This is a genomic window from Salinisphaera sp. T31B1 (assembly GCF_040361275.1).
GTDB lineage: Bacteria > Pseudomonadota > Gammaproteobacteria > Nevskiales > Salinisphaeraceae > Salinisphaera.
Genome location: NZ_APNH01000007.1, coordinates 24,682 through 49,370, shown reverse-complemented (window position 1 = coordinate 49,370; position 24,689 = coordinate 24,682). Strand labels below are relative to the sequence as shown.

Here is a 24,689-nt window from a genome sequence, read left to right as displayed (position 1 = left end):
GGCGCATCAATCCTGTTCCGCCGTCGGCGTGAGCTCCGACTCGACTTTCTTGGGATCCTCGTCCAGATCGAACTCGTCATGCAGCGCGCGTACGGCCAGTTCGAGATACTTGGTCTCGATGACGATCGAGATCTTGATCTCGGTGGTCGAGATCATTCGGATATTGATGCTTTCGTCGGACAGCGCCTTGAACATCCGAGCCGCGACGTTGGCATGCGAGCGCATGCCGACGCCCACCAGCGATACCTTGGCGATACCGGACTGGCCCGAGACCTCGCGCGCGCCCAGGTCCTTCGCCGCTTTTTCGAGCAGCTCCTTGGCCGCATCGAAATCGCGGGTATGCACGGTGAAGGTGAAATCGGTCAGCGTGTAATCGCTCGACGAGTCGCCGGACACGTTCTGAAGAATCATGTCGACTTCGATGTTGTGCTCGCCGATGGGCCCGAGCAGCGCATACGCAATCCCGGGACGATCGGGCACGCCCAACACGGTCAGCTGCGCTTCATCCTGGGTGAAGGCGATACCGGAAATGATCGGTTCTTCCACTTGAGTCTCCAATGTGATGAGCGTGCCGGGGCCGTCGTCGAAGGTGGACAGAACCCGCAGCGGTACGCCGTACTTACCGGCAAACTCGACCGCGCGAATCTGTAGCACCTTGGAGCCGAGACTGGCCATCTCCAGCATCTCTTCGAAGGTGATGGTATCCAGCCGCCGGGCACTCGAAACGACCCGCGGGTCGGTGGTATAGACGCCGTCGACGTCCGTGTAGATCTGGCACTCGTCGCCGCCCAGCGCGGCGGCCAGGGCCACAGCCGTGGTATCCGAACCGCCGCGACCGAGGGTGGAGATCTGGCCGTGTTCGGTGATGCCCTGGAAGCCGGCGACCACTGCCACCTTGCCGTCATCCAGCACGGCGCGCAGATTGTCCGGCTCGATCTTTTCGATACGCGCCTTGGAATGCGAATCATCGGAGACGATCGGCACCTGCCAACCGGTGAACGACTGCGCATCCACGCCGGCATGACGCAGCGCCATCGACAACAGCGCAATGGTCACCTGTTCGCCGGTCGACAAAAGCACATCCATTTCGCGCGGGATCGGACGGCCGTCCAGCTCCTCGGCCAGCCCCTGCAGGCGATCGGTCTCGCCGCCCATGGCCGATACCACGACGACGACCTGATCGCCATTGTCCCGATAGCCTTTGATCTTCTGGGCAATACGCTTGATCTTGTCGACCGACCCGACCGACGAGCCACCGTATTTCTGAACAATCAATGCCATGGAGAAACCTCTGATTTGGTCATGAACGGATCGCGCTCACCTGCCCTGCAGGCCACGCGTCCAGGCGTTGCGATGAGTAGGGTATTGGGTTGGGAACCGGGCCGATCAGCGCGTGCTCGAAAGCACACCGCCAGCCGTTGCGGACGCTGCGACGTCAATGATCCTTGGTCTGCGATCGGCACCGTTGTCTCCCTGTCCCCTGCCATGCGCCGCGTCGGCCATACGACGCGTCAGCCGCTTGATGCTGGTCGGGCGCACAGATGCGCCCGTGGTCGCGGATCCGATCAGCCGATGCGCTGCCCGACCCATTCATAAACGCTTGCGAGCGCGTCGTCCAGTCGCGTGGCGTCCGTGCCCCCGGCCTGCGCCATGTCCGGGCGCCCGCCGCCCTTGCCGCCGACCTGCTCGGCCACGAAATTCACCAGGTCGCCGGCGGGCACGCGCTGGCTCTGGGTCTTGGCGACGCCCGCAATCAGGGCCACCTTGCCGTCTGCGGCCGCGCCGAGCACGACCACTGCATTGTCGAGCTGGCTCTTGAGCGCATCCACGGTTTCGCGAAGCACCTTCCGATCGGCGCCGTCCATCCGCTGGACCACGACCCGGGCGGTACCGATCTCACGGGCGCCGGCCGCCAGGTCCTGGCCCTGGCTGGATGCGAGCTTCTGATTGGCGGCCTCGAGCTGTTTTTCAAGCCCGGCGACGCGTTCGAGCATGCGATCCAGCTTGTCCTCGAGCTCGCTCGGCGACGCCTTGAGACGGGTCGCGACGCGATGCTCGCGTTCGCTGGCATCCTGAACCCACGCCAGCGCGTGTGCGCCGGTCACCGCTTCCAGCCGCCGGACGCCGGCCGCCACGCCGCGTTCCTCCGTTATCTTGACCAGCCCGATCTCACCACTGGCACGGGCATGCGTGCCGCCGCACAGCTCGACCGAATAATCGCCAAAGCGCACCACGCGCACTTCGTCGCCGTATTTCTCTCCGAAAAACGCCAGCGCACCTTCGGCGATCGCCTCGTCGTAGCTGCGCGTATAGAACTGGCCGGCAATGTTCTGGCGTACGCGTTCGTTGACCTGCGACTCGATGTCCGCCAACACGCCCGGGGCGACCGATTCGTAATGGGCGAAATCGAAACGCAGCCGTTCCGGGGCGACCATTGAGCCCTTTTGCCGGACATGCGTACCGAGCGTCTCGCGCAGCGCCGCATGCAGCAAATGAGTCGCAGTATGGTTGAGTTCGATCGCCTGGCGGCGAGCGCGCTCGATCCGGGCGTGCACCGTCGCCCCGGCCTGCACCTGGCCGGCCTCGACATGGCCGAAGTGTAAAAAGACACCCCGCTGCTTCTGTGTATCGGTCACGACAAAGCGAAAGTGGTCACCCTCGATCACCCCGGTATCGCCGAGCTGACCGCCCGATTCGCCGTAGAACGGTGTGCGATCGAGCACCACCACCCCTTCGTCGCCGTCGGCCAGCGTGTCGACCGGCGCTTCGTCGCGCACCAGAGCCACGACCGACGCGTCGGCCTCGGTGTGTTCATAGCCGAGAAACTCGGTGGCCTGACTGACTTCGACCCGCGCCTGATAATCGGCACCGAACTGACTGGCCGCGCGCGCACGTTCGCGCTGCTCGCTCATTTGGGCGTCGAAGCCGGCAGTATCCAGGGTCAGACCGCGTTCTCGGGCCACGTCATTGGTCAAATCGACCGGAAAACCATAGGTGTCGTAAAGCTTGAAGACCGTCTCGCCGGGTATTTCGGTGCCGGCCATGGCCTGGATGGCATCCTCGAGAATGCGCATGCCCTGCGCGAGGGTCAGGGCAAAACGCTGCTCCTCCTGTTCGATCACGCGCTCGATCTGGGCCTGCGACTCGGCCAACTCGGGGAAGGCCTCACCCATCAGCGAAACCAGCGGGGCAACGAGCCGATAGAAGAAACTGTCGGTGGCACCCAGCTTATGGCCGTGGCGAATGGCACGGCGCATGATCCGCCGCAGTACATAGCCTCGCCCTTCGTTGGCCGGCATCACGCCGTCGGTTATCAGAAAGGCCGTCGCCCGGATATGATCGGCGACGACCTTGAGCGATGCCTGCTGGGCTTCGGGCGCCTGCCCCTGGATACCCACCGCCTCGGCCGCGGCGGCGATCAATGTCTGGAAGGTGTCGATCCCGTAGTTGTCGTGCGTGCCCTGCATCACTGCAGCAATACGCTCCAGGCCCATGCCGGTGTCGATGGACGGACTGGGCAGGTCGCGCAATTCGCCGTCGGGTTGACGGTCGTACTGCATGAACACCAGGTTCCATATCTCAACATACCGGTCGCCGTCCTCTTCCGGCGTACCGGGCGGGCCCCCCTGTATATGCGGCCCGTGATCGTAGAAGATCTCCGAACAGGGTCCGCACGGGCCGGTATCGCCCATCGACCAGAAGTTGTCCTTGGCCCCGATGCGCGAAAACTGGCTTTCGGGCACACCGATTTCCTCGAGCCAGATCTGCTCCGCCTCGGCGTCCTCTTCAAACACCGTCACCCACAGCCGGTCGGCCGGTAGCCCCAGCTCCACGGTGAGAAAGGTCCACGCGAAGTTGATCGCCTCGCGCTTGAAATAGTCGCCGAAGCTGAAGTTGCCGAGCATCTCGAAGAACGTATGGTGCCGGGCGGTATAGCCGACGTTCTCGAGGTCATTGTGCTTGCCGCCGGCGCGCACGCAGCGCTGCGACGAGACCGCGCGGCTGTAATCACGGCGGTCGTTGCCAAGGAAGACGTCCTTGAACGGCACCATGCCGGCATTGGTGAACAGCAGCGTCGGATCGGAGGCGGGCACCAGCGACGCCGACTGGACGAAGCGATGCTGCTCACGCTCGAAAAATTCGATGAAGCGCGACCGCAGCGCGTTGGTGGACATCATGGTTAGCCACGTCTCCGCAAAACAGGCTCAAACAGCGCGATAGTCTAGCAGAGCCCACGGCCCGGACTGTACCGGCGCGTGGGCGCCACGCCACGCCGGGTTGTTGCAGACCGAACGCCGCTCAGCGCGCGCCGCCCGGACCCTGCCAATCAATCGAAATACGACCGCGCGCTGGCGATCTTGTCGTCGTTGCTCTGCGCACGATCGTTACGGCTGCCGAGCTTGACGGTCGTGAATACGCGCACGGCCCCCATATCGTGGATCGCCTGGTGACAGCGCTTGAACGCGGCGAATACGTCATCCCATTCGCCCTCGACGTTGGTGCCGTAAGCATGCAACTGGGGATTGAGTCCCGCCTGTCGCAGAATCGGCTCACAGGCTGCTACGTACCGGGAGACGGAGACCCCGACGCCCATGGGAATGACACACAGTTCGGCAGTGATCTTCATGACGATGCCCGGCGCTGAGGGTGACGATCGCCCATCATGACACCCGTGCTATGGCGCCATGCAAGCCGCGCTGCCGAAGTCAGTCGTCGAAGGCAGCACGCAGTTGGTCCGTGTCGAAGCCGCGGCGCTGGAGAAACCGCATCTGCTTGGCGCGCGTTGGAAAGTCAGTCGGCACATCGTTCCCGAAGCGCTTGCGCCGGACAGCATTCGCGAGTGCGAACCAGTCCACCGGCACGTTCTCGAATGCCATATCGATGACGCCGTCGCCGACGCCGACCGCCGTCAGTTCTGCCCGAATGCGCTGCGGCCCGATACCGCGCTCGCTCTTCGAGCGCACCACCGCCTCGGCATAGCGGGCATCCGAGAGCAGCCCGTCGTCGACCAGCTCATCCAGGACCGGCCCAATTTCGTCCGCCGCGTGCTCGCGCTTTCTGAGTTTGACGACGAGCTCGGCATAGGCATGTTCGCGCCGGGCAAGAAAATCCATCGCCCGCTTGCGGATCGCCAGTCGCTCGGCGGCCGCGGCTTCGGCGGGATCCAGCGCGGCGACCCCGGCGTCCGGGCCGCTGTTGCGATCGGCGCCGTGCGGGTCGGCGGTCACGAAACGGGTCGGATCAAAGAAGCCCGCGCTATGACAGCGCGGACTTCTGTATGGCGGTGCGCTTCACGACCGCGCCGTTATTTGCGCCCGCCAGCCTGGGCGGAGCCAAGCAGATCGGCGTCGGCGCCCGTGTCGGCCGGTGCGGCTTCGACGTCGTCGTCGCCTTTCTTCTTTTTCGCCGGCATCAGCTTCTCGCGCAGTGCGGTTTCGATCTCGGCGGCGATCTCTGGGTTGTCCTTGAGAAACTGACGGGCGTTGTCCTTACCCTGGCCGACACGGTCGCCGTTGTACGAGTACCAGGAACCGGCTTTCTCGACCAGATTGTTGGCGACACCCAGATCGATGATCTCGCCTTCACGAGAACTGCCCTGACCATAGAGTATTTCGAACTCGGCCTTGCGGAACGGCGGCGCCATCTTGTTCTTGACGATCTTGACCCGGGTTTCGTTACCGATGACTTCGTCGCCCTTCTTGATTGCGCCGATCCGGCGAATATCCAGACGAACCGAGGCATAGAACTTGAGCGCGTTGCCGCCGGTCGTGGTCTCGGGACTGCCGAACATCACGCCGATCTTCATCCGGATCTGGTTGATGAACATCACCAACGTCCCGGTGCGCTTGATGTTGGCCGTGAGCTTTCGCAGCGCCTGACTCATCAACCGCGCCTGCAGGCCGACATGCGAATCGCCCATCTCGCCTTCAATCTCGGCCTTGGGCGTCAGGGCGGCGACCGAGTCGATGACCACGATATCGACTGCAGCCGAGCGCACGAGCATGTCAGCGATTTCAAGCGCCTGCTCGCCGGTGTCGGGCTGGCTGATCAAAAGGTTCTCAATATCCACGCCCAACGCTTCGGCGTAGGTGGGATCGAGCGCATGCTCGGCATCGATGAATGCTGCCGTACCGCCGGCTTTCTGGGCCTCAGCGATCGCCTGGAGCGTCAAGGTGGTCTTGCCCGAGGATTCCGGACCATAGATTTCCACCACCCGGCCACGGGGATAGCCGCCAATGCCCAGCGCCACGTCAAGTGTGAGCGAGCCGCTGGATATCGCGGCCACGTTCACGGGTTCGGCATCGCCCATGCGCATTACCGATCCCTTGCCGAACTGGCGTTCGATCTGGCTCAGTGCCGCCGCCAATGCTTTTTTGCGATCTTCGTCCATAGTTTTGGTCACGTGCTGTGCGGGCGCTCGATCGAGTCAGGCCCGTGAATTCGATCCGTACTGCGGCCCTGCCCTGCGGTGCCGCCAGCGCCTTAGCGCCCGGTTGAAAGTCATTATTCCATACCCGCGACGTGGCTTTCAGCGCGCGCGAGCGACCAGTGAGAAAGCGTGCGATACGCCCCGGGATGTCCGTTGTGGCCACTGGCCACGAGACAGAACCGTGTGACCGCCCACCAAACCGGCTCCATGGGCAGAGAGACCGTCGCCGAATTCGACCGGATCACGCTGATATGCGGGCGAAAACGCGCCGAATCAAGCGCGTTCGGTGGGCGCAGCGCCGCGGCCAGACGCAACAGTGCGGGGGGCGGATCGGCACAGCCGATCCAGGTGATGCGTGGGCCGGCGAAATGGCCGACGCGATCGAGCGTCAGATCGAAGCGGGGCACATTCACGGCGCCGGCCCGCGCAGTCAGATCGGCCAACTCGTCGCCGCCGCAACGGCCGATGAACGCCAGCGTGAGGTGCAGCCGGGGCCAGGCCACGGGCCGGCCGGTCACCGATAAACCGGCCGCCCGCCGGGCCAGCCGTCGCGCGAGTGCAGGTGGTGGCCAGAGCGCGAAGAACAGCCGCATGTCGCCGGCATCGGTCATGGTGCGGTCGCAACATGCGCGATGGACCCATTCGCGACAGAACAGGCGGCCCACCGGCCGGCGCTCGGGCTAGCGACAGGGATCGACACGCTCGCGCAGCCCGACCAGCGCGGCGAGGACGCTGGCCTGCCGGACCTGGCCGCGGTCACCGTCGAACTGGTAGCGCACCACCTCGGCCATGCCGTCGCGTGCCATCCAGCCGATATAGACCGTGCCCACCGGTTTGTCCGCGCTCCCGCCGCCCGGACCGGCCACGCCGGACACGGCCACCGCCCAGTCGGCCGGACTATGAGCGAGCGTGCCCGACAGCATGGCCTCGACCACCGGAGCGCTGACTGCGCCGTGGGTGCCGATCAACCCGGCGTCCACGCCCAGCGTCTCGGCCTTGGCCGCGTTGGAATACGTTACAAAGCCGCGCTCGAACCAGTCCGAGCTGCCGGAGCGCTCGGTACAGGCCGCTGCTATCAGACCGCCAGTGCAGGATTCGGCGCTCGCCACGCGCTGACCGCGCGCGGGCAACAGGGTCGCCAACTGCTCGACAAGCGCGGCGATCGACTGACTCGGATCGTATGCTGCAATCATCAGTCTATTATGCACGGCACAGCGGTCTGCGCAGTGCGGTCGCGAGGTTAGGATGGCCGTGCCCTGCGTCATCCGCCGTCGATCTCTACAATCGCGTGGCGCGCGTTGCATCGACGCGGCGCCGGCCGGCTGTTGCCAGAAACAGACGCTAAGATTTCAACCCATGAGTACCAGAGCGATATGTCCCGATCCGTGAACCACGGCGCCCCCGATCCGGCGGACGACCGGTCGCATCACACACCGATGATGCGACAGTATCTGGCGATCAAGGACGACTATCCGCACATGCTGGTGTTCTACCGCATGGGCGATTTCTACGAGCTGTTCCTCGACGACGCGGTGCGTGCGGCCGAACTGCTCGATATCACGCTCACCGCCCGCGGCGAATCCGGCGGCCGCTCGATCGCCATGGCGGGCGTGCCCTATCACGCCGCCGAGTCCTATCTCGCCCGGCTGATCGCGCTGGGCGAGTCAGTAGCGATCTGCGAACAGATGGAAGCGCCGGGCACGCAGAAAGGTCCGGTTCGCCGCGAAGTCGTACGCGTGGTCACGCCCGGCACGGTCACCGACGATGCCCTGCTGGACGCGCGGCGCGCGAATCTGATCGTGGCGCTCGCCCCCGCCAGACGGGCGATCGGCATCGCAGTGCTGGAGCTTGCTCGCGGCGACTTCGCCGTCACCGAAGTCGCCGACGAGACCGCCCTGGCCGCCGAACTTGCGCGTCTGGCCCCAAGAGAAATCGTGGTAGCCGAAGGCACCTCTCTCGATCTGGCCGGCGTGGAGACTGCCATTACCGAACGTCCCGCCTGGCTGTTCGACGCAGTGAGCGCGCGCCGCAAACTCGAAGCGTTTTTCGATGTGGCCCAGCTCGATGCCTATGGTTGCGCCGATCTGCCGCGCGCGATCGCTGCGGCCGGTGCGCTGATCGACTATGTCGAGACCACGCAGCAGGCTGCCCTGCCCCATATCAGCAGCCTGCGTACGTATGCGATCACCGACACGCTCATACTCGACGGCACCACGCGGCGCAATCTGGAAATCGAGTTCAGCTCGACCGGCGACAGTCGCCACAGTCTCGTCGGCCTGCTGGATCGCTGTGCCACGCCGATGGGCGCACGCGCCTTGCGCCGCTGGCTGGCCGAGCCGCAGAGACAGTTCGATATCCTGCGCCACCGTCATCAGGCCATCGACACACTGGCTCAGGGCGCACACGCCGATCTTCACGAGCGGCTACGCGAGATCCCGGATGTTGAACGCATCGCGACCCGTATCGCGCTGGGTTCGGCACGCCCGCGCGATCTGTCCGGGCTGAGCCGCGCTCTGCAGGCGCTGCCCGATCTCAAGCAACGTCTGGCCGGACTCGATGCGCCTCTGATCGCTGCGCTCAACGAACAACTGGACACCGTGCCCGATGTCCGCGAGCTGCTCGTGCGGGCGCTGGTCGAGACACCGCCGGTGGTCGTACGCGACGGTGGCGTTATCGCCCGCGGCTACGACACCGAGCTGGACGAGCTGCGCGCGCTGTCGGCCAACGCCGACGGTTATCTGGCCGAGCTGGAAACACGCGAACGCCAACGTACCGGCGTCGAGACGCTCAAGGTCGGCTATAACCGCGTGCACGGCTACTACATCGAGATGGGGCGGACACACGCGGACAAAGCGCCGATCGACTACCAGCGTCGCCAGACGCTCAAGGCCGTGGAGCGGTATATCACGCCTGAACTCAAGGGCTTCGAGGACAAGGTACTCTCGGCCCGCGAACGCGCCCTGGCTCGGGAAAAAGCGCTCTACGCCGAATTGGTCGAGTCGCTGGCCGGCCACCTACCGCGGCTGCAGGCGATCGCGGCCGGGCTGGCCCATCTGGACGTCCTCTGCGGGCTGACCCGCTGCGCGCTGGACTATCGCTGGGTCGCGCCGACACTTGTCGATGCGCCCGGCATCCGAATCAAGGGTGGACGCCACCCGGTGGTAGAACAGTTCGCCGACCATCCGTTCGTGGCCAACGATACGGTGCTCGACGACGAATGCCGCCTGCTGCTCATCACCGGACCCAACATGGGCGGCAAATCGACCTACATGCGCCAGACAGCGCTGATCGTTCTGCTGGCCCATATCGGCAGCTTCGTGCCGGCCGATGCCGCGACAATCGGCCCACTGGATCGTATCTTCACGCGGATCGGTGCAGGCGATGATCTGTCGGCCGGGCAATCGACCTTCATGGTCGAGATGAGCGAGACCGCACAGATCCTGCATCATGCAACCGAGGCATCGCTGGTGCTGCTCGACGAAATCGGCCGGGGCACGTCGACCTACGACGGGCTGGCGCTGGCACGCGCGGTCGCCGAGCGGCTGGCACGACACAACCGTGCATATACGCTGTTCGCCACCCACTACTTCGAACTGACCCAGATCGCCGACCAGTGGCCGGCCAGCCAGAACGCCCATTTCGAGGTCGCCGACTATCGCAGTGGCGGCGAAGAGCGTCTGGTGTTCCTGCACGCCATCCGGCCCGGCCCGGCATCACGCAGCTTCGGCCTGCAGGTCGCCTCGCTCGCCGGCGTGCCTCGCGGCGTGATTCGCCAGGCCAAGAAACACCTGGACGAACTCGAAGCCCAGTCGCGCGCCGAAGCCGGGCCGCAGATGGGTCTATTCGAAGCCGCCGCGCCCGATCCGGCCGTGCCGGTCGAGGATGCGCTGCGCGACGCACTGGCCGAACTGGACTGTGACGATCTCACGCCCCGACAGGCCCTGGAAGCGCTCTATCGGCTCAAACGGGTAGCCGCGGAGGGGTGAAAGCCAGTCTAGGTCGGCGCGGCGAAATGCTGGATCAGCACCACCACGCCGATCAACAGGCCGATCAGTAGCACCGTGGCCAGCAGGCCGAGCAGGATGAAATGACTCGCCTTGCCACGCGTAAAATCGCGCTCCCGGTTGGCACTGGACTGGACCCCGAAAAAAGCCGCCAGCACGCTCATCCAGGACTGCCAGAGCGTGGGCGGTGCCGGCTCGTCGCAGTGCGAGCGGCCGTGTTCGTTACGTTCGTCGTGCATGGGCAGTCTAGGCGGTGTAGTTCGAGGCCATTTCGTTACTCAGCTTCAGATCCTTGCGCGTACGCTCGGTGATTGGGCCGGCGATCGCTTTTTCGATCTTGCCGCCGAGCAGCGGTACCTGCGCATCGATATCGAAAACCAGCGTCAGGCGCGAGGCGTTCTCGCCGCGCTCCTGCAGGCGCATATCGATGGCGATGTCCACCGGCGCTTTCTCGATATCGATATCGATCCGGCCAGTGCGATCCTCAAGCGTCCAGTGATCGGTCTGGGTCAGCAGGATTCGATCGCCGATCCGCTTCTTCAGAATATCGGGAAACGACAACTTGGTCGCGTCAAGCGCATGCCGCACGCTGATCTCGAATTCGCCGTCGCCCTGGCGGCTATCGAGCAGCTTGGGCGCACGTCCGCCCAGCCGCTCGTACTTGTCGAGATAATAGGATTCGTCGGTGAACATGCGCAGAATAGTGCCCGCGTCATGCGTGAAATCGAAGGTTTCCTCAAACTTCATAGGGTTTCCTTGAACGGGTGACCGGCGGCTGTTGCAAGGCCGCCGCAGACGGGCTCAACGGCTAACCCGCCGTCGATGTGCCCGTTTCAGTTTTGGTCTCGGTCCGGTTGTCGGCGTCGTGATAGAGATATTCGCCGAGCAGCGCGTGCGCATCGATTTCCGCATCCAGCACGGCCAGCAGCACGAACACGCCGCCCAGCCGCCTGTGCAGGAATACGATCTCGCGCGGCGGAATACGGAACCAGCGCGAAATCGCGGCATCCGACACCGCGCGGGACACCCGGAACGGCAGATCCGACTCGCCCCAGCGATAAGCGCCGTCGTCGGTCGTCAATTCGGCCGGAGGATGCGCCGAGAACGGCTCGATCATCAGCATGCCGACCTTGGCGAAGGCATCGAAGACATGTTGCGGCGAATCCCGGCGCAGCAGATTGATACCGATCGCGCCGTCGATCAAGCGCTGCGCATCGCCTTCATACGCACCGATGACGACGTCGTAATAAGAGCCGAGAAAGCGGGGCGCAAACTCGCGCGTGGCGCCGAAATCCAGCAGCACCATCTGATCCTGGCCATCGTCGTTGATCCGCACCTTGTAGTTGCCAAAGTGCGGGTCGGTCTGAACGATGCCCCAGATGAAGAACTCGCGACAGAACAGCTCGAGGGCTTGGCGACCGAGCGCGTTGCGTCGCGACTGTTCGAGTTGCTGAACGGCGTCGCTCTGAACGTGGTGGGCGCTCTCGTAGGAGGTGACCAGCACCGTCTCGGTGGAGTATTCGGGAAAGACTTCGGGCACCACGAAACGCGGGTCATGCGCCAGCCGCTGCGAGAACTCACGCGTCATGCGCAGCTCGCGGTCGTAGTCGACCTCGCGATAGATCATCTCGCGGACTTCTTCCATGATCGCGTTGAGCTCGACGCCTTTGGGAACGAGGCGCGCCAGCCGCACGATCTGGGTCAGGGTTCGGATATCGCTGTCGATGGCGTCGGCCAGCTGCGGGTATTGAATCTTCACGCAAAGCTGGCGCCCATCCGAACGGCGCGTCGCCCGATGGACCTGGCCAAGCGACGCTGCGGCGAGCGGCTCCGGATCTATATCGATCTCGGCCAACCGCTCCCGGCCGAGGCGCGCCCGGACCACCGGCTCGAGCTCCTCCCAGGCGACCGGCGGGCTGTCGTCCTGAAGACTGCGCAACACCTCGATGGCTTCCGGCGGCATGAAGTACTGTCCATAGACAGACAGCATCTGGCCGACCTTCATCACGCTGCCCTTGAGCTGACCGAGCTCGTCGGCCAGGAACTGGGCCTGGCGGATATAGAACTCGCGGTTGCGGCGTTCCTTGTCTTCCTTGCTCCGGAACAAGTTGCCCAGCGTGTGGCCGGCAAAGGATGCGCCCGCCATCACGCCCATGCGCGCCATCGCCGCATTGCGGTCGAACGAGCCCGTCTTGAGCTTGAGCGGCTTCTTCTTGCCGAGATCGTGATCTTTGGCCATAGCGTCGAGGTTAGCGTCAACCCGGAATGGGCCGAGTCTATCAGGCTTGCCGGCCCGGGATGGATCCGTGCAGCTACCCGGGTCGCCGGCCCGACGCACGCGCGCCGAGCAAAAAAAAGGGATCCGGCCTACACCGGATCCCTTGACCCTTCGACAAGGTCGAAGGTGCACGTCGACTGGTGGCTATGGGTGGATTTGAACCACCGACTCTCGCATTATGAATGCGACAGCCGAAACGTAAGTATCTGAATACAAACTAAACCGCTTGGGCGTCCGTTGCACGCCATGCCCATTGGTGCGTATCGGCGCTTATCCGTATCACCCACATCTCCCCGTCACCGCTTCGCGGCTTGGCGCGGGCGTGCTTCCCGAGCGATACTCAAAGCCCCTTATCTCAATGCACCACTTCCATGCCCCGCCGAGGCCGACACTTACGGCCGGCGCGCCGTTTTTGATGACACGCCGGCGCATGAGCGCGCGTCCAGGCCCTGGGCGTGGTTCGAGTCGTCGGCGGATGCACAGCGCACAGAAGCGCTTCAGGCGGGCGTGAGGGTCGGCGATCAGATCTCGGTGCTTGTCCGGACAGATCTGGAAGACACGGCCGATCGGGAGCGCGTCATCAGCGGCAGGTCGCGGCTGGTCACGGATCTGCGGGACGAGCCGATGCGGGTCGTCGAAATCGACATGCAGCACGTGACGCTACGCGATCGGTTCGGCGATCGGCATGTGTGCGAGTGGGGCCTCGGGCTGCGCTATAAGATCGGCTGACTATGGCTGCGGTGGCGCAACGCCGGCCAGCTGACCAATCACGCGCTCACCCGTCGTTTCGATATCCGCCTCGGCGGCTTGGCGCACGCTGCGCTTGCCGGCGAGGCGGATGTCGCGGATGGCGGCCATGGCTTGGGCGTAGCCGGTGGCGGTCGTTTCGATCTCGGCGGCGGCTTGTTCGGGGGTGATCTCGCTGTAGTCGGCGCCCGCCTGCACCTCGGGCGGGACGTCGTCGGGCGGGCTGCCGGCGGCGCGCCAGCGGGCGACGGCCTCGGCGGCCTGGCGGTATTCTTCGGCGACCAGATCGCCCGGGCTGACGAACCGGCGGCGGGCTTCGCCGGCGGCGACATCGATCCGGTCTAGCATGGTCTGACGCCGTGCTTCGGCCGGCGGCAGGGCCTGTATCGTGATCGTCTTCGGCAGTGCCGGGAACGGGGCCGTGGCGGTGATGCGGTATCTGCCGGGCGCGCTGAACGTCAGCTGCGCCGAGCCCGTGGCCGTCATCTGCTGCGGCTCTGGCCCGGCGACGTCGATTTGCGTGTCGTCCCGCATCTGGGACAACGTGACCGGGGTTGTGCCGTCTGCGGGCACCGTCGAGCGGCTCGGCGTGCAGGGCGTCGCCGAGCGTGTATTTCGTCGGCCCGTCTCGGGTTTGATCCAATGAACGGCATTCGACGTATCCGCGGGCACGGGGGCGGCAGATTCGTCGTCGAGGGCAAATCCAACGGCCCAGTCCGTTGGGCAATCTATTACCGTTCGAATCCATCCCTGCGGGTCGTGAATCGCATAATGCGGCATTTACATCCCCGCCGAATTTTTGAGCGCTTGCATGAACATGTAGCGGTTAAACGTCGCTCGCTCACCGTTGTCGACGTTGTTCGTCGTGTAGAACTCGGCCTCCAGGGCCACGGTGGCCGCCGATGTGCCCAACGTAATTTGTCGGCCGAAATTGTATGCGCCGCTGCGATTGATCGGCACGAGCGAGCTGCTGTTGCTGTTTGTCACCAGGATTTTTTCGATGATGTACTCGTACTCGATCGAGCCGTTGATGAGCAGGCGCACGCCAACTGACGCATTGCCAGTCCCCCACACCTCAAACTCGTAGTTAAATCCGAACGATACGAACGCCGGCGTCGCCGATCGCAATTTGCCCGCAGGCACATTGATCCTCGCAACTTCCGCCCAGACATCGCCAGCCTGGTTCGTTTTCGCATCCGATTTGTAACCGATGGGCACGACTACGGCGTTGCCCTGAATCATCAGCTCATCGATGATGTTGACCGTGCCCGCTTTAACGCTTGTAGCCTCGACATCACCGCGCGCCGTGATATCGCGGCCGACGAAGTTGCCGGCCTGGTCGACGTACCACTTCGCATTGCCGGATGTCTTCGACCCGCTGCCGCCCCACAGGGCGTAACTGCCTTGACCCGACAATTCAACACGGCCGGCGGTGCTGTTGGGCGCCGCAGTCGTCAGCCTATCGACCTGTAAAGTCCCTGTTTTAGTTGTGATCGCGCTCAGCTCGCCGGCGTTGAGCACGGCAATCATCGCCCGGTCGATATAGACATTGCCGTCCGACGTATCGACGATAAACGGCTGCACCTTGCCGGCGCCGAGGCGACCGATGCTGAAAAGGTCCACATCGAACGCGGCTTGCACTGTCGTGCCGTCGTTGCTGAGGCCGTAGCCGCCGATGTAGCGCGTGCCGTCGTTGTCGACTTGGAGCCGTACGGCGTACATCGACTCGATCTTGCCCGTGACGCTGTCGATTTCCGTCGATAGGGACTGATCGAGCGCGGCGATATCGCCGTCGAACTCCGAGCGTAGCGTTGTGCTCAGCTGGGCACGCGCCGATGCGTTGTCCGCTTGGGCGTCCTGCAGCTGGACGATCGTTGCGCGGCTGTTGATCTCGCTGTTTAGATCCGTGATGTCCGCCGTGATCTCGACTAGCTGGCCGGATTGCACGCTCAGATCATCACGCGCGCCCTGAATCGAGGTGAAATTGGTCTCAACGCGCTCGGCCAAGGCCGCAACGCCGTTTTCGGGGTCGTTGAATCGGGATCGCAGGATATCGACCTGGGTGCTGACGATATCGACGTTGTCGTTCGCGACTTCGGCACGCTGTACCGCGTACTGCCGGCGTACGGCATCGGCGGATTCCGTCTGCCCGATCTCGAACAGCGACGGCAACGCGTCGATCTGTACGTTGTCGAATGCGACGCGGGCCATTACTCGGTCTCGCTCTCGGCCGCGGGCTGTTCAGGTTCAGGCATTTCCAGGCGCAGGTCTATCCAACGACCCGCTGGAATATCCATTGGCTCGCCGCCGGCTACGAACGGACCATTCGCGACCGGCTCATACGTTCGAATCTCGATCGTGCCATCGTCGTGCTGATCGTATTCAACGTAACATTTCGGATTGTAGTTTGTGTCAAGCGGCGTCTTTATATACCAGCCCTCGCGGCGCAACCCTAGCGATCCGCGGACGATATAAATTCCTGTTGCAGGGTGTTCGCACGTGACGCCTGCTGCGTAACTATTCGCTGTTCCGGCCCCGGCCACGGCATAGCCGCCTCCAGTGGCATTATACGGTTTGGTAGCAACTCGAAATATAGGAGATGCGGGACTCAAATTCCCGTTACCGTCGACCGTTGTGTTGCGTGTTGTATAAGATTTATCCCAGCCGGTCCAACCGGCAAAAACCTTATAATTTGTCCACGTCTCTTGGTCGCCGGTAGACCATGCAGTAATTTTATAATTTCGATTCCCCGCATTAGCAATATGCGCGATTTGATACGTTGGCGTGTTTGACGGCGGACCATTGATTGGAGCTGGGTTTGTCCATCCGTACCAGCCGGGCGATTGCTGTAATAGGTCGTCCTGATCCGCCAGCAATTTAATGCCGGTTAAACGTGATGGAGTACCGTCGATCATTCGATAAATTGAGTCAGACAACAACATGTCACTATCCGACGCCGGGTCCATACCCGCCTCGACGGCAATACGCAACAGCGCGCGGCGCTTCCACTCCTCGAAGTTGATATCCAGTTGCGATGAGACGCCTTGCGCCGAATCAGCCGCAGGAACGTATTTGTGCCCGCCAAGGGCTTGATCGGCTACTTTGTTCGGGCTTGCGTCGTTATAAACAGCCATTAGCTATTGACCTCTAGCGGTGCATGCTCAATCGGTGTTTCGTCCATCGGACGGGCGATGGTGATACGGCGGTCGTAGTTGTCGAACCATAGCGGCACGGTGTCCGCGTAGGTCGGGGTGTCGGCGGCGATGAGCACCAGTTCGATGTAGTCGGCGGCGGCGGGCACGGGCAGGTCGTAGTCGATCGTGCCGCTGGCCGTGAGCGGGTCGCTGCGAGCGTCGCCGATGAACAGGGCCTCGGCGGTGTAGAAGCGGGCCATCATCTGCGCCTGGCCGGTGTCGACCGTGGCGCGCACGGAGCCAGTGACGTTCTGAACCGGGCGGATCAGCCGCCAGCACTTCGCCAGATACCAGTTCCCGGCATCGACATCGAGCGCGCCATAGGCCGCATCACCTGTACCGATCGGGGCTAGATACCCTGTTAGCTCATTGCCGCCACGCCAGCCGACGGGCAACACGGCATCGCCCGGCTCGTTCGTGTCGAACCCCAGTTCCAGCGTCTGCAGCCCGCTGGCGAACTGATCGCGGATTTCCTTAAACCGCTCGTCGAGCGCGCCCGGGTCGAACCCGGCGATGGTTTGTTGCAGCTCTTGCGAGAGCTCGGATTTCGTGATGCGTTCGTTCAGGGCGGCGATCACTTCTTCCGGGTTGTTGTCCGTGGTGGCCTGGACGGGATACCAGGCGCTGACGCCGTATACGTTCCGCGCTCGGATGTAGTAGTAGTACGTCGTGTTGTGCGATAGCTTGACGTCGGCCAGGCTGCTGCCCTCGCCCACCTGCACGGCGTTGCTTTCGATGTCGGCGGCGTCGAGGGCGACGTTCGAGCGCCAGAACTCCCAGACTGCGCCGGGGGCCAAACCGGCGGGCAGCAGCTGGATCGAGAACGCGCCGGTGATGATGTTCACGGCCGTGGGCGGCCCGGGCAGCAGCAGGCCGTTGACGTTGACGTTGTCGTACACCCAGGCGGACAGCCGGCCGAGGCCGTCGACGGCCCGGCCCCGCAGCATCCACACACCCGCGACGGCGTCTAGGATATCGGCGGATGTGCCGGGTCCGTTGCTGATCGTCCGCCAGTTGCTGTCCGTCGGCCCGCGGGCTTCTATGACGTGTGCCTGCACGCGCGCATCGGTACTCGGCGTGAGGCTGACGGTCAGCCCTTGGTGCTGCGTGCCGCCGGCGATATAGGTGTAGCTCTCGGCCGTCAGGTTCGTGGGCGGTGTGATCGGGCCGGTGGGGATGAGCGTGTCGGGCGGGGCCGGCAGGTAGATACCCTGCTCCACGCGGGCGTACTTCGCCGGATCGTGCTCAACGGCGGTGATCTGATAGCGCAGCTTGCCGTTGACGGCGCCGCTCTCGCGGTTGGCGACGACACGCCAGAGGCGCGGCGCAATGAGCGCGCTGGACAGCACCCACAGCCCCGCCTGCACCGGGGCTTTCGAGAACGGCTGCGCAAGCTGCACGGTGTCGCCGTCGAACTGCGTGATTTCGCGGCGTTCGATGCCGCCGGTGGGCAGCACGGCGTCGAGATACCACGTCTCGTTCTGGTCGATCGTGTCCGGCACCTTGTCCAGCGTGAGCGTGCTCGTGCCTGTGGATTTCAGACGTCCGCTCAGGCGCGCATTGGCGCGATCCGGATCTTGCTGCTCGATGATGTCGCCCGGGCGGGCCTTGGCGTGGTCGATCGCCGCGGTGTACGTGAGCGTCTCGCCTTCGTTGAGTTCGGTCTCGCGCGCCCACAGGCCGACGCGGCGGGCCTGGCCGCGGCTGTTGCAGCCGATCGCGTTCAGGTTCGCGGGCTTCCAGCCGAGGCGCTGTATGCGGCCTTCGTCTTCGACGATCTCGGGCGTCAGGCGGTCGTTGCTGTCCGGGTCGTTGAAGCTGACGAGCCAGGCGCTGTGCTGGCTCGAGCGCGACGCGCCGCTGTATTCGAAGCAGCCGTTCGGGCCTTCGATGACGTTCGCCGGGGTGACGAGCTGCACCGGATCACCCGGCATATCGGCCGTGGCCATCACCGTGTTCGTGCCCCAGTACGTCATGCCACGGAACACGCTCGCCAGCTGGGACAGCGCGTCGTAGACGCTCGTCTGGTCGGCAATCACCGTGTTGAAGGTGAACCTTGGCTCTTCGCCGCCGTAGCCGTCGTCGACCAGGGCGTCGCAGTACTGGGCGATCTGGTACAGCGCCCATTTGTCGACATACGGCAAGCCGGCGCCATAGCGCGTGTTCGTGGCGAGGTCGTAGTAGACCCAGGCGGGGTTATCCGTCCATGCCTGTTTGAATGTGCCGTCCCACAGGCCGCTGTATTCGCGGGTTTCCGGGTTGTAGTTCGACGGCACCGAGATGATCAGCCCGTAGACGTCGTACTTGCGCGCGGGGATCGTGTCGCCGAACTGGCGGGCGTCCACTTCAAGGCCGAACGCGGCGGTGTCCGGGTAGATCAGCTTGGCGTCGATGAGCTCGGTGTAGGAAGCCCAGTACGTGTCGTTGCGGACGTTGGACTGGTCGCTGTCTTCGGTGATGCGGCGTACGCGCACGTCCCACGGGCCGTCGCCGTCGAGCGGGATACGCTTGGAGCGCTGGTACGGAGATGTCGTCTTGCCCTCGATCTTGTCCTGCAGCTTTTCGGTCCAGCTGCCGCCGGCCGGTCGTACGTCTACGGCCCACTCGACGCTCGTGCCGCGCAGGTCGCCCGTTTTCGGGTCTTGATATGTCAGCGCCGGGATCTGGATGGTGACGATGACCGCGTCGACTTCCGTGTCGTTGATCGTCCGCACGGCCGGCGTATCCGCGCGGACCTGCGTGCTCACATCCTGCGGATTACCGACGTTGGGCTGGCGTGGGAACGGGTCTTGATCCGGGTAGCCGTAGCGATCCGTGCGGATCAGGCCTGCGAAGTTGAACGAATCATCCTCGTTCTGCACCGGCGTGTCGTCGAGAAACACGGAGCGGAAACCGTCGACGAGGCCGACGATCGGGCCTTCGCTGATCACGTCCACGATGCGCGCGGTCGAGTTCGAGCGCAGCGTGTTCGGGTCTTCCTGGGCGACGCGCCCGCCCCCGCCGCCGGATTTGCCGCCGCCCTTGGCGCCGATCAGCAGGTCGATTTCGTCGGCCACTGCGCTCATGCGAACGTCCTTATGTCGGGCACAAAAAAGCCGCCTCGCGGGCGGCCCGTGGGCGGTCAGGTGGTAGACTTACGGGTTGGCGACCGGCGTTCCGTCGTCGCCGTCACCGTCGAGCGGGATGTCTTCGGCGGACAAGCTGGCGCTGACGACGATCGAGCCGACGCGCATACGGCCGTAGACGAGCGGCACAGGCAGGCCCTGGGTGCTGGTATTCGTCGGCCCGTCGAATATGAATGACGGGCGCTGATCCGGGCGCTCGCGATCGCTGTAGCTGTCGACCTTGGGCTGTGTCGTGAGCATGCCGGTGATGCCAGTAAGAACCAGAGCGCCGCCCGCGTAAAGGCTGGCGCCACCGGTAAAAGGCGCCGCGGCTATCAGCGCGACACCGGCCACGATATTGAACACATCACCCGCGCCCTCGGCCACGGGCATGATGTGCACCTCTTTTGCCCGCCCGAGGCCGACGTGCACACCGTCCTCATCGAGGTCGTTCCGGGCCAGCAGCGGGCCGCGGAACACATGCCAGCGGCCGTCTTCCACCGCCTTGCGAAAGCCGGGGATCTGGGCGGCCAGCGCGCGGCACGCTTCGGCCGGGTCGCGCACGTCCAGAGCGAACGACTCGCCGAACTGGGCCAGGGCGCCGTGTAGGTAGATGGTGCGTAGCATGTCAGCTCCCTTCGTATCTCAGGATCATGCCGCCGCGGTCTTGGGCGATATGCGGCAGCCAGCGGTTGATCGGCTCGCGCCGTGACAAGGCTTTCGGCTGAACCGGACCGCCCTCCCGCGTCATCGGGTGATGCAGGCATTCGCCGCGTTCGAGCAGTATCCCGCCATGATTGGGCACCGGTGAGCGGATCTGCGTCAGCCAGACGTCGCCCGGCTTCGCCTCGGCATGGGCGATCTGCACGAACCCAGCGGGGCCGAACCATTCGCGGTACAGGTCGCCGCCCTGCTGCCACCAGAGCCAGGCGCGCGGAATCTCCATCAGATCGATGTCGCGTTCCGCCGCGTAGTAGTCGCGGATCAGCGAATAGCAGTCCGTCACCCCGTGCACGAACGGCCGGCCTTCCAGCGAGGGACGCTCGGTTCCGGCGCCCCACCATGTGATCGGCGTAGCCGCCTCGCCATTGGTGGCAACGATGCCCCACGGCACGGCCGTCGACAGCTGGCCGCGCATGTCCTGCTCGCTCGGGCAGGCCGGATAGTCCGGGTGGCTGTGCACGATCGCCCGCAGCCCTGCGGCCCGGGCGGCGGCCATGTCTTTCTTGCCTATCGCGAACGACTCGCGCGGCGATGGGTGCACGTTGCGCACCTCGTAACAGCCGGTTTCGTCTGTGATGACGAATACAGCCTCGTTCGGGTATGCGGCGACCGCCGCGGCGCGGATCGCGTCGGCGTGCTCGTCGAACATCAGCGGGCCATGAGCATGGCGGCGCCGGCGGATAGCGGCGGCCGCTCGGCCATTCGCTCGTTGACAAACGCTTCCATGGCCAGCCGATCGTCATCAAGCTGGTCCGATCGCGATATGACGCCCATGCCGTAGAAGCGGATCTTCGAAATCTGGTTGACGCCGTCGCCGGCCTGATTGTTCACGTACGCAGCGATTGCGCCCGCGCCGTAGTGCACACCGTTATCGGAATTGGCCGTGCCGGCCAACGCGCCGTTCTTGTACGCGCCGATGCCGTTCGAGTTTCGCCGGTAGCCGCTGAGCGTGTAATCGGTATCGACCGCCAGCCCGCCGAGCGAAACCGAGCCTCCGGCGCAAAAGAAGGCCTGCGCCGACCCGCTTGGCAGGTACGCGCGCTCGCGATAGTCGCTTAAGATGATGCCGCGAAACCCGGAATCGCCCGGCCGCTGGCGGTAACCTATGCTCACAACGAAGTCACGGTCCACGACGTTCGGGAACGTCATGTAATCGTCGGCGCCGTCGAACTCCAGCCAGTAGCGATACCCATCGGTCTGCAGCAAGGGTCGCCGGTTATCGGCAAGCGCCACAGCCTGATAACCGTTGCCCGACAGATCCTTGATGACGCGCACAGGATCTCCAGGCGCGGTCACCGGAACCGTCTTCGCTGAATCTTGCCACATCGTCGACATGTCGGCCGGGTCCAGCAGCAGGCCTTTGGCGAGGCTGCCCGTGACGGTGTACCGAGACAGCGCTGCGAGGCGAGCACTCATGACGTTTTCAGGCTCAGGCAGAACTGCGCGCTATTGCCGTACTCGACGCGCTCATGCGCCAGATAGTTCGCGACCGGGCTGGCCATGCCTTCCGGCGTGTATTTGTCAGCCGCCCACACCGCGAGCCGGATGTTCGCGCAGAAACCGTCGCTCTGCCACGGGTAACCCATGTAATCAGTCGAAATGTAACGGTCGTAGCCGCCAACTATCGTTCGAATGAATTCCAGAGAGCCGGGCTCAAAGGCGAAAGCGGCGTCCAAGCTCTTGTCAACCTTCCGGGTTTCTTGAAGCGCTTCGTCCCAGTCAGCAACAAGATTGCCGTCATCACGCAGAACCTTCGGGTGGTAGTACGTCGCGGCCGGCCACCATTTGCCGTTGATCTGCTGACAGGTACATTCGGTGAGCCAGCGGGCTTCGTCTGCCCAGCCTTCAAACCCCCATTCCGCGAGTTGCGCCGTCGTGTAGGCAACGAACCAGCCCATGAAATTGCTGTACGACCATTTATTGCCCTTGTTGTCGCCGAGATCATGATTCCAGATCGCGATGCGGCCGGCACGATCGGCCGTGCGGCGACGAAACTCGACTAGCGAATTGTCGATCATCGATCGGAAATAATCCGCGTACTCGGGACATACGAGCGAAGCAAACGCCACAGTACGAGTTGACCACGCGAGCGCCCGGGCCTGCTGATGCGTGTTGACCGTCAAACCTTTTTCGTAGCCGCGGAAATTCTCGTTCTGGCCCAGCACTTGAGCGTTCGCCCACAGAGCGAGCCGTTCGCGATAGATCGTGTCCTTGAACACGGTAGTCGCGACGCCGAAAAATAACGGACCGTGCGCTGCGTGCTGTGATGTATCGACAGGGTTGCTGGACTTGCCCAGCGTCTTGATCGGGTTACCCGGCTTGCCGATGTGCTGCCACAGGGTGCTAGCGTCCGGGTATTCGACAATCGACAGCGGCTTGAGCGTGTACGGGTCACGACGGCCAAACGGATAAACACAAGCCGCGTTCGCGTGATCGAGACAGACTTGAATATTCTGTGCAGTCGGCTCACGCCCGGCCTGTAGATCACACAGCAAGGGACCATCGAATCGCGTAACCGCGCCGATGCCGGGGTGCGGGCCGGTATCCCCCATGCCCTGCTTGAATCCGCCCGTGCCGTTGGGCCCCATGTGCGAAGCGTACTCTTTCGGGCTGATCGTGATCTGCCCGAGCCGGTCGACGTCCAGCGCAGGCAGCAGGTGCAGCGGTGCGTCGGGGTCGAGTTCGACGGGCTTGTAGCGCAGCACGTGATTGCCGCCGCCGGCGTAGATGGTGCGCGGGCCTTCGCACAGCGTCGAGCCGTCCGGGGCAATGATCGTCAGGTCTGCGCAGTCGATATCGGCCGGCGTGTTCATGATCGTGGCTTCGGGCGCGATCGCACCTTCCGGCCCGTGGTGAATCAGCAGCCACGATAGATCGTCGCGGCCGTTGTTCAAGCGATGCATAACGCCCGGCGGCACGTCAGCCTCGTACTCGCGCGTCGAGCCATCCGGCTGATTGATGACCGCGTGGACATGCACAGGATCGCCCTCGCAATCGGGCGTGACGACGCGACGCGTCAGCGGTTCGCGGTCGCCGACTGCGGGCGGGGCGGTGTCGGGCTTTTCTGGCCCCGCATCGGCCGGTGGCGTCTCGGCATCGAGCGGCGTCACGCCATATCGGGTGTGGAGCAGCGGATCGCGGCCGCTACTCTCCACGATCTTGATCGCTGCGGCGTAACGCCCGCCGCCCGGCTTGTACTGAAAGACCGAGCCCTTCCCCGGCGCGACGGCATCGAACACGCCCAAGTTTGTGCCATATACCGATACGAGCGCATCGCCGGCCCAGTTGTAGTACTGCCCGGTTGTCGGCCCGGAGAATGACACGCGATCACCGACCTCCACGGTCAGGTTCGCGGGCAGCATTTGCGGGCTGTCGTTGTCGGTGCTGTTGTCGGTCTCGTCATCCGGCGCCGGGTCTTGGAATGGGGTTTCGCTTTCGCTGCCCTCGCCTTCGTCCGGCGCGCCCGACAGTTGTCCGTGGATCTCGATACCCCGGGGCTCGTAGTGCGCAGCGTGCCCCTGCAGCACAGCCGTCGCTACACGCGCGGCGGCTTTGTGCTGGTCGCGGTGGGTCTGTTCGGACTCGACGCCGTCGATGATGACGACCCAATAACCGGATGCGCGCGAAACAAAATCGATGCTTTGCATGGTAATCACCAAGTGATGGCCTCAAAACGGGCCCGGGCAGTGGATGGGTCGATGGCGCCGCTATCGAGCGACGCGCGCACAGCGTTGATCTGGTCCGCTTTGGCTTGGCGACGGCCGATCAGGTCGCCGGCTTGTGTCGTGAATACGGCGGCGCGCGCTTCGACACGTGCCACCAGGTCGGCGATAGGCAGGCCGCGAGCGGCGGCGAGCCGCGTCAGCAATGGCGTGGACGGCTTGTTGATCGACAGCCCGCCCTTGCTTTTCCAGCTTCGCCACGCGGCGGCTTCGGCGACTTGAGTGGACCATGTGTCTATTTCTGCAGCCGGTGTGCCGGCCGTGGCGGCGTTCAGCGCGGCGGTGCAGGCGTCGTCGATTTCATAGCGCTTTCGCTGCTCGAGCTCGGACAGCGGGATAGGCTCGGCCGAGATATGCACCCGATCCGCGGTGACTACCGGCGCCGCCGGCCGCTGATACGCCCCAACCGGCTCATGCTCTACCGGCAGCCAGCCAAGCCCGGCGAGTCGGGCAGCCGGCAGGTTCGGCACACCGATAATATTGCGCC

At 64.1% G+C, this 24,689-nt stretch carries 21 protein-coding genes and 1 tRNA gene; 2 read left to right on the top strand and 20 right to left on the bottom strand.

All coding sequences use genetic code 11. The features are described from left to right. Window positions 1-6: 6 nt before the first annotated feature. From T31B1_RS19965 to T31B1_RS19935, 7 genes are all read right to left on the bottom strand, one after another. On the bottom strand, window positions 7-1,281 hold the full coding sequence (locus tag T31B1_RS19965; RefSeq protein WP_353251283.1) for an aspartate kinase: 1,275 nt from the start codon (window positions 1,279-1,281) through the stop codon (window positions 7-9). 284 nt (window positions 1,282-1,565) lie between these two features. Continuing rightward, window positions 1,566-4,178, bottom strand: a complete 2,613-nt coding sequence (gene alaS, locus T31B1_RS19960; protein WP_353251282.1) for an alanine--tRNA ligase — start codon at window positions 4,176-4,178, stop codon at window positions 1,566-1,568. A 149-nt stretch (window positions 4,179-4,327) separates the two neighbouring features. Next, complete coding sequence (locus tag T31B1_RS19955; protein WP_353251281.1) at window positions 4,328-4,627, bottom strand: MTH1187 family thiamine-binding protein; 300 nt, start codon at window positions 4,625-4,627, stop codon at window positions 4,328-4,330. Between the two features lie 79 nt (window positions 4,628-4,706). Beyond that, window positions 4,707-5,228, bottom strand: a complete 522-nt coding sequence (locus tag T31B1_RS19950; protein WP_353251280.1) for a regulatory protein RecX — start codon at window positions 5,226-5,228, stop codon at window positions 4,707-4,709. A 77-nt stretch (window positions 5,229-5,305) separates the two neighbouring features. After that, on the bottom strand, window positions 5,306-6,391 hold the full coding sequence (recA, locus tag T31B1_RS19945; RefSeq protein ID WP_353251279.1) for a recombinase RecA: 1,086 nt from the start codon (window positions 6,389-6,391) through the stop codon (window positions 5,306-5,308). A 113-nt stretch (window positions 6,392-6,504) separates the two neighbouring features. Continuing rightward, entirely contained in the window at window positions 6,505-7,041 is a 537-nt protein-coding gene (gene thpR / locus T31B1_RS19940) for an RNA 2',3'-cyclic phosphodiesterase (RefSeq protein WP_353251278.1), read from the bottom strand. A 69-nt stretch (window positions 7,042-7,110) separates the two neighbouring features. After that, the gene (locus T31B1_RS19935; RefSeq protein ID WP_353251277.1) at window positions 7,111-7,623 is read right to left on the bottom strand and encodes a CinA family protein; all 513 of its coding nucleotides are present in this window, start codon (window positions 7,621-7,623) and stop codon (window positions 7,111-7,113) included. Window positions 7,624-7,803: 180 nt separating this feature from the next. Here T31B1_RS19935 and mutS point away from each other — a divergent pair, with 180 nt between their 5' ends. Beyond that, window positions 7,804-10,416, top strand: a complete 2,613-nt coding sequence (mutS, locus tag T31B1_RS19930) for a DNA mismatch repair protein MutS (protein ID WP_353251276.1) — start codon at window positions 7,804-7,806, stop codon at window positions 10,414-10,416. Between the two features lie 8 nt (window positions 10,417-10,424). Here the strand turns inward: mutS and T31B1_RS19925 are convergent, their stop codons facing one another. The 4 genes from T31B1_RS19925 to T31B1_RS19910 form a co-directional block, all read right to left on the bottom strand. Continuing rightward, a complete protein-coding gene (locus T31B1_RS19925; protein ID WP_353251275.1) occupies window positions 10,425-10,673 on the bottom strand; it encodes a DUF2970 domain-containing protein in 249 nt (82 codons plus the stop codon). A gap of 7 nt (window positions 10,674-10,680) precedes the next feature. Further along, window positions 10,681-11,181, bottom strand: a complete 501-nt coding sequence (locus T31B1_RS19920) for a DUF2505 domain-containing protein (RefSeq protein WP_353251274.1) — start codon at window positions 11,179-11,181, stop codon at window positions 10,681-10,683. A 61-nt stretch (window positions 11,182-11,242) separates the two neighbouring features. Beyond that, on the bottom strand, window positions 11,243-12,673 hold the full coding sequence (locus T31B1_RS19915; protein ID WP_353251273.1) for an ABC1 kinase family protein: 1,431 nt from the start codon (window positions 12,671-12,673) through the stop codon (window positions 11,243-11,245). 177 nt (window positions 12,674-12,850) lie between these two features. Beyond that, a tRNA-Leu gene (locus T31B1_RS19910) sits at window positions 12,851-12,958 on the bottom strand. On the opposite strand from T31B1_RS19910, the gene T31B1_RS19905 reads away from it, so the two are divergent. Then, entirely contained in the window at window positions 12,959-13,441 is a 483-nt protein-coding gene (locus tag T31B1_RS19905) for a hypothetical protein (RefSeq protein ID WP_353251272.1), read from the top strand. Here T31B1_RS19905 and T31B1_RS19900 read toward each other — a convergent pair whose 3' ends face one another. The 9 genes from T31B1_RS19900 to T31B1_RS19860 form a co-directional block, all read right to left on the bottom strand. After that, window positions 13,442-13,993, bottom strand: a complete 552-nt coding sequence (locus T31B1_RS19900; protein WP_353251271.1) for a hypothetical protein — start codon at window positions 13,991-13,993, stop codon at window positions 13,442-13,444. It abuts the gene before it with no gap. Window positions 13,994-14,239: 246 nt separating this feature from the next. Beyond that, on the bottom strand, window positions 14,240-15,670 hold the full coding sequence (locus T31B1_RS19895) for a phage tail tip fiber protein (RefSeq protein ID WP_353251270.1): 1,431 nt from the start codon (window positions 15,668-15,670) through the stop codon (window positions 14,240-14,242). Beyond that, on the bottom strand, window positions 15,670-16,593 hold the full coding sequence (locus tag T31B1_RS19890; RefSeq protein ID WP_353251269.1) for a phage tail fiber protein: 924 nt from the start codon (window positions 16,591-16,593) through the stop codon (window positions 15,670-15,672). Before T31B1_RS19890 ends, T31B1_RS19895 begins: the two co-directional genes overlap by 1 nt. Further along, window positions 16,593-19,718 carry a TipJ family phage tail tip protein gene (locus T31B1_RS19885; RefSeq protein WP_353251268.1) on the bottom strand — a complete coding sequence of 1,042 codons (3,126 nt, stop codon included), beginning with the start codon at window positions 19,716-19,718 and terminating at the stop codon, window positions 16,593-16,595. The genes T31B1_RS19890 and T31B1_RS19885 overlap by 1 nt, the downstream gene beginning before the upstream one ends. A 69-nt stretch (window positions 19,719-19,787) precedes the next feature. Beyond that, window positions 19,788-20,384 carry a tail assembly protein gene (locus tag T31B1_RS19880; protein ID WP_353251267.1) on the bottom strand — a complete coding sequence of 199 codons (597 nt, stop codon included), beginning with the start codon at window positions 20,382-20,384 and terminating at the stop codon, window positions 19,788-19,790. Between the two features lies 1 nt (window position 20,385). After that, window positions 20,386-21,129 (bottom strand): Mov34/MPN/PAD-1 family protein, encoded by a 744-nt coding sequence (locus T31B1_RS19875; RefSeq protein WP_353251266.1) that lies wholly within the window; start codon window positions 21,127-21,129, stop codon window positions 20,386-20,388. Beyond that, window positions 21,129-21,896, bottom strand: coding sequence for a hypothetical protein (locus tag T31B1_RS19870; protein ID WP_353251265.1), 768 nt, complete (start codon window positions 21,894-21,896; stop codon window positions 21,129-21,131). The genes T31B1_RS19875 and T31B1_RS19870 overlap by 1 nt, the downstream gene beginning before the upstream one ends. Further along, window positions 21,893-24,127: a hypothetical protein gene (locus T31B1_RS19865; RefSeq protein WP_353251264.1), complete on the bottom strand. Its 2,235-nt coding sequence runs from the start codon at window positions 24,125-24,127 to the stop codon at window positions 21,893-21,895. Before T31B1_RS19865 ends, T31B1_RS19870 begins: the two co-directional genes overlap by 4 nt. A gap of 5 nt (window positions 24,128-24,132) precedes the next feature. Beyond that, the gene (locus T31B1_RS19860) at window positions 24,133-24,561 is read right to left on the bottom strand and encodes a hypothetical protein (protein WP_353251263.1); all 429 of its coding nucleotides are present in this window, start codon (window positions 24,559-24,561) and stop codon (window positions 24,133-24,135) included. Between the last annotated feature and the right edge of the window lie 128 nt (window positions 24,562-24,689).

What these genes read in the sequence shown, in the direction of transcription:
- T31B1_RS19925 (WP_353251275.1), bottom strand. Translation starts at nt 10,673, where the DNA reads ATGCACGACGAACGTAACGAACACGGCCGCTCGCACTGCGACGAGCCG.
- T31B1_RS19870 (WP_353251265.1), bottom strand. Translation starts at nt 21,896, where the DNA reads ATGAGTGCTCGCCTCGCAGCGCTGTCTCGGTACACCGTCACGGGCAGC.
- T31B1_RS19875 (WP_353251266.1), bottom strand. Translation starts at nt 21,129, where the DNA reads ATGTTCGACGAGCACGCCGACGCGATCCGCGCCGCGGCGGTCGCCGCA.
- recA (WP_353251279.1), bottom strand. Translation starts at nt 6,391, where the DNA reads ATGGACGAAGATCGCAAAAAAGCATTGGCGGCGGCACTGAGCCAGATC.
- T31B1_RS19935 (WP_353251277.1), bottom strand. Translation starts at nt 7,623, where the DNA reads ATGATTGCAGCATACGATCCGAGTCAGTCGATCGCCGCGCTTGTCGAG.
- T31B1_RS19920 (WP_353251274.1), bottom strand. Translation starts at nt 11,181, where the DNA reads ATGAAGTTTGAGGAAACCTTCGATTTCACGCATGACGCGGGCACTATT.
- T31B1_RS19880 (WP_353251267.1), bottom strand. Translation starts at nt 20,384, where the DNA reads ATGCTACGCACCATCTACCTACACGGCGCCCTGGCCCAGTTCGGCGAG.
- T31B1_RS19915 (WP_353251273.1), bottom strand. Translation starts at nt 12,673, where the DNA reads ATGGCCAAAGATCACGATCTCGGCAAGAAGAAGCCGCTCAAGCTCAAG.
- T31B1_RS19865 (WP_353251264.1), bottom strand. Translation starts at nt 24,127, where the DNA reads ATGCAAAGCATCGATTTTGTTTCGCGCGCATCCGGTTATTGGGTCGTC.
- alaS (WP_353251282.1), bottom strand. Translation starts at nt 4,178, where the DNA reads ATGATGTCCACCAACGCGCTGCGGTCGCGCTTCATCGAATTTTTCGAG.
- mutS (WP_353251276.1), top strand. Translation starts at nt 7,804, where the DNA reads ATGTCCCGATCCGTGAACCACGGCGCCCCCGATCCGGCGGACGACCGG.
- T31B1_RS19905 (WP_353251272.1), top strand. Translation starts at nt 12,959, where the DNA reads ATGCCCATTGGTGCGTATCGGCGCTTATCCGTATCACCCACATCTCCC.
- T31B1_RS19890 (WP_353251269.1), bottom strand. Translation starts at nt 16,593, where the DNA reads ATGGCTGTTTATAACGACGCAAGCCCGAACAAAGTAGCCGATCAAGCC.
- thpR (WP_353251278.1), bottom strand. Translation starts at nt 7,041, where the DNA reads ATGACCGATGCCGGCGACATGCGGCTGTTCTTCGCGCTCTGGCCACCA.
- T31B1_RS19965 (WP_353251283.1), bottom strand. Translation starts at nt 1,281, where the DNA reads ATGGCATTGATTGTTCAGAAATACGGTGGCTCGTCGGTCGGGTCGGTC.
- T31B1_RS19885 (WP_353251268.1), bottom strand. Translation starts at nt 19,718, where the DNA reads ATGAGCGCAGTGGCCGACGAAATCGACCTGCTGATCGGCGCCAAGGGC.
- T31B1_RS19955 (WP_353251281.1), bottom strand. Translation starts at nt 4,627, where the DNA reads ATGAAGATCACTGCCGAACTGTGTGTCATTCCCATGGGCGTCGGGGTC.
- T31B1_RS19900 (WP_353251271.1), bottom strand. Translation starts at nt 13,993, where the DNA reads ATGCGGGACGACACGCAAATCGACGTCGCCGGGCCAGAGCCGCAGCAG.
- T31B1_RS19895 (WP_353251270.1), bottom strand. Translation starts at nt 15,670, where the DNA reads ATGGCCCGCGTCGCATTCGACAACGTACAGATCGACGCGTTGCCGTCG.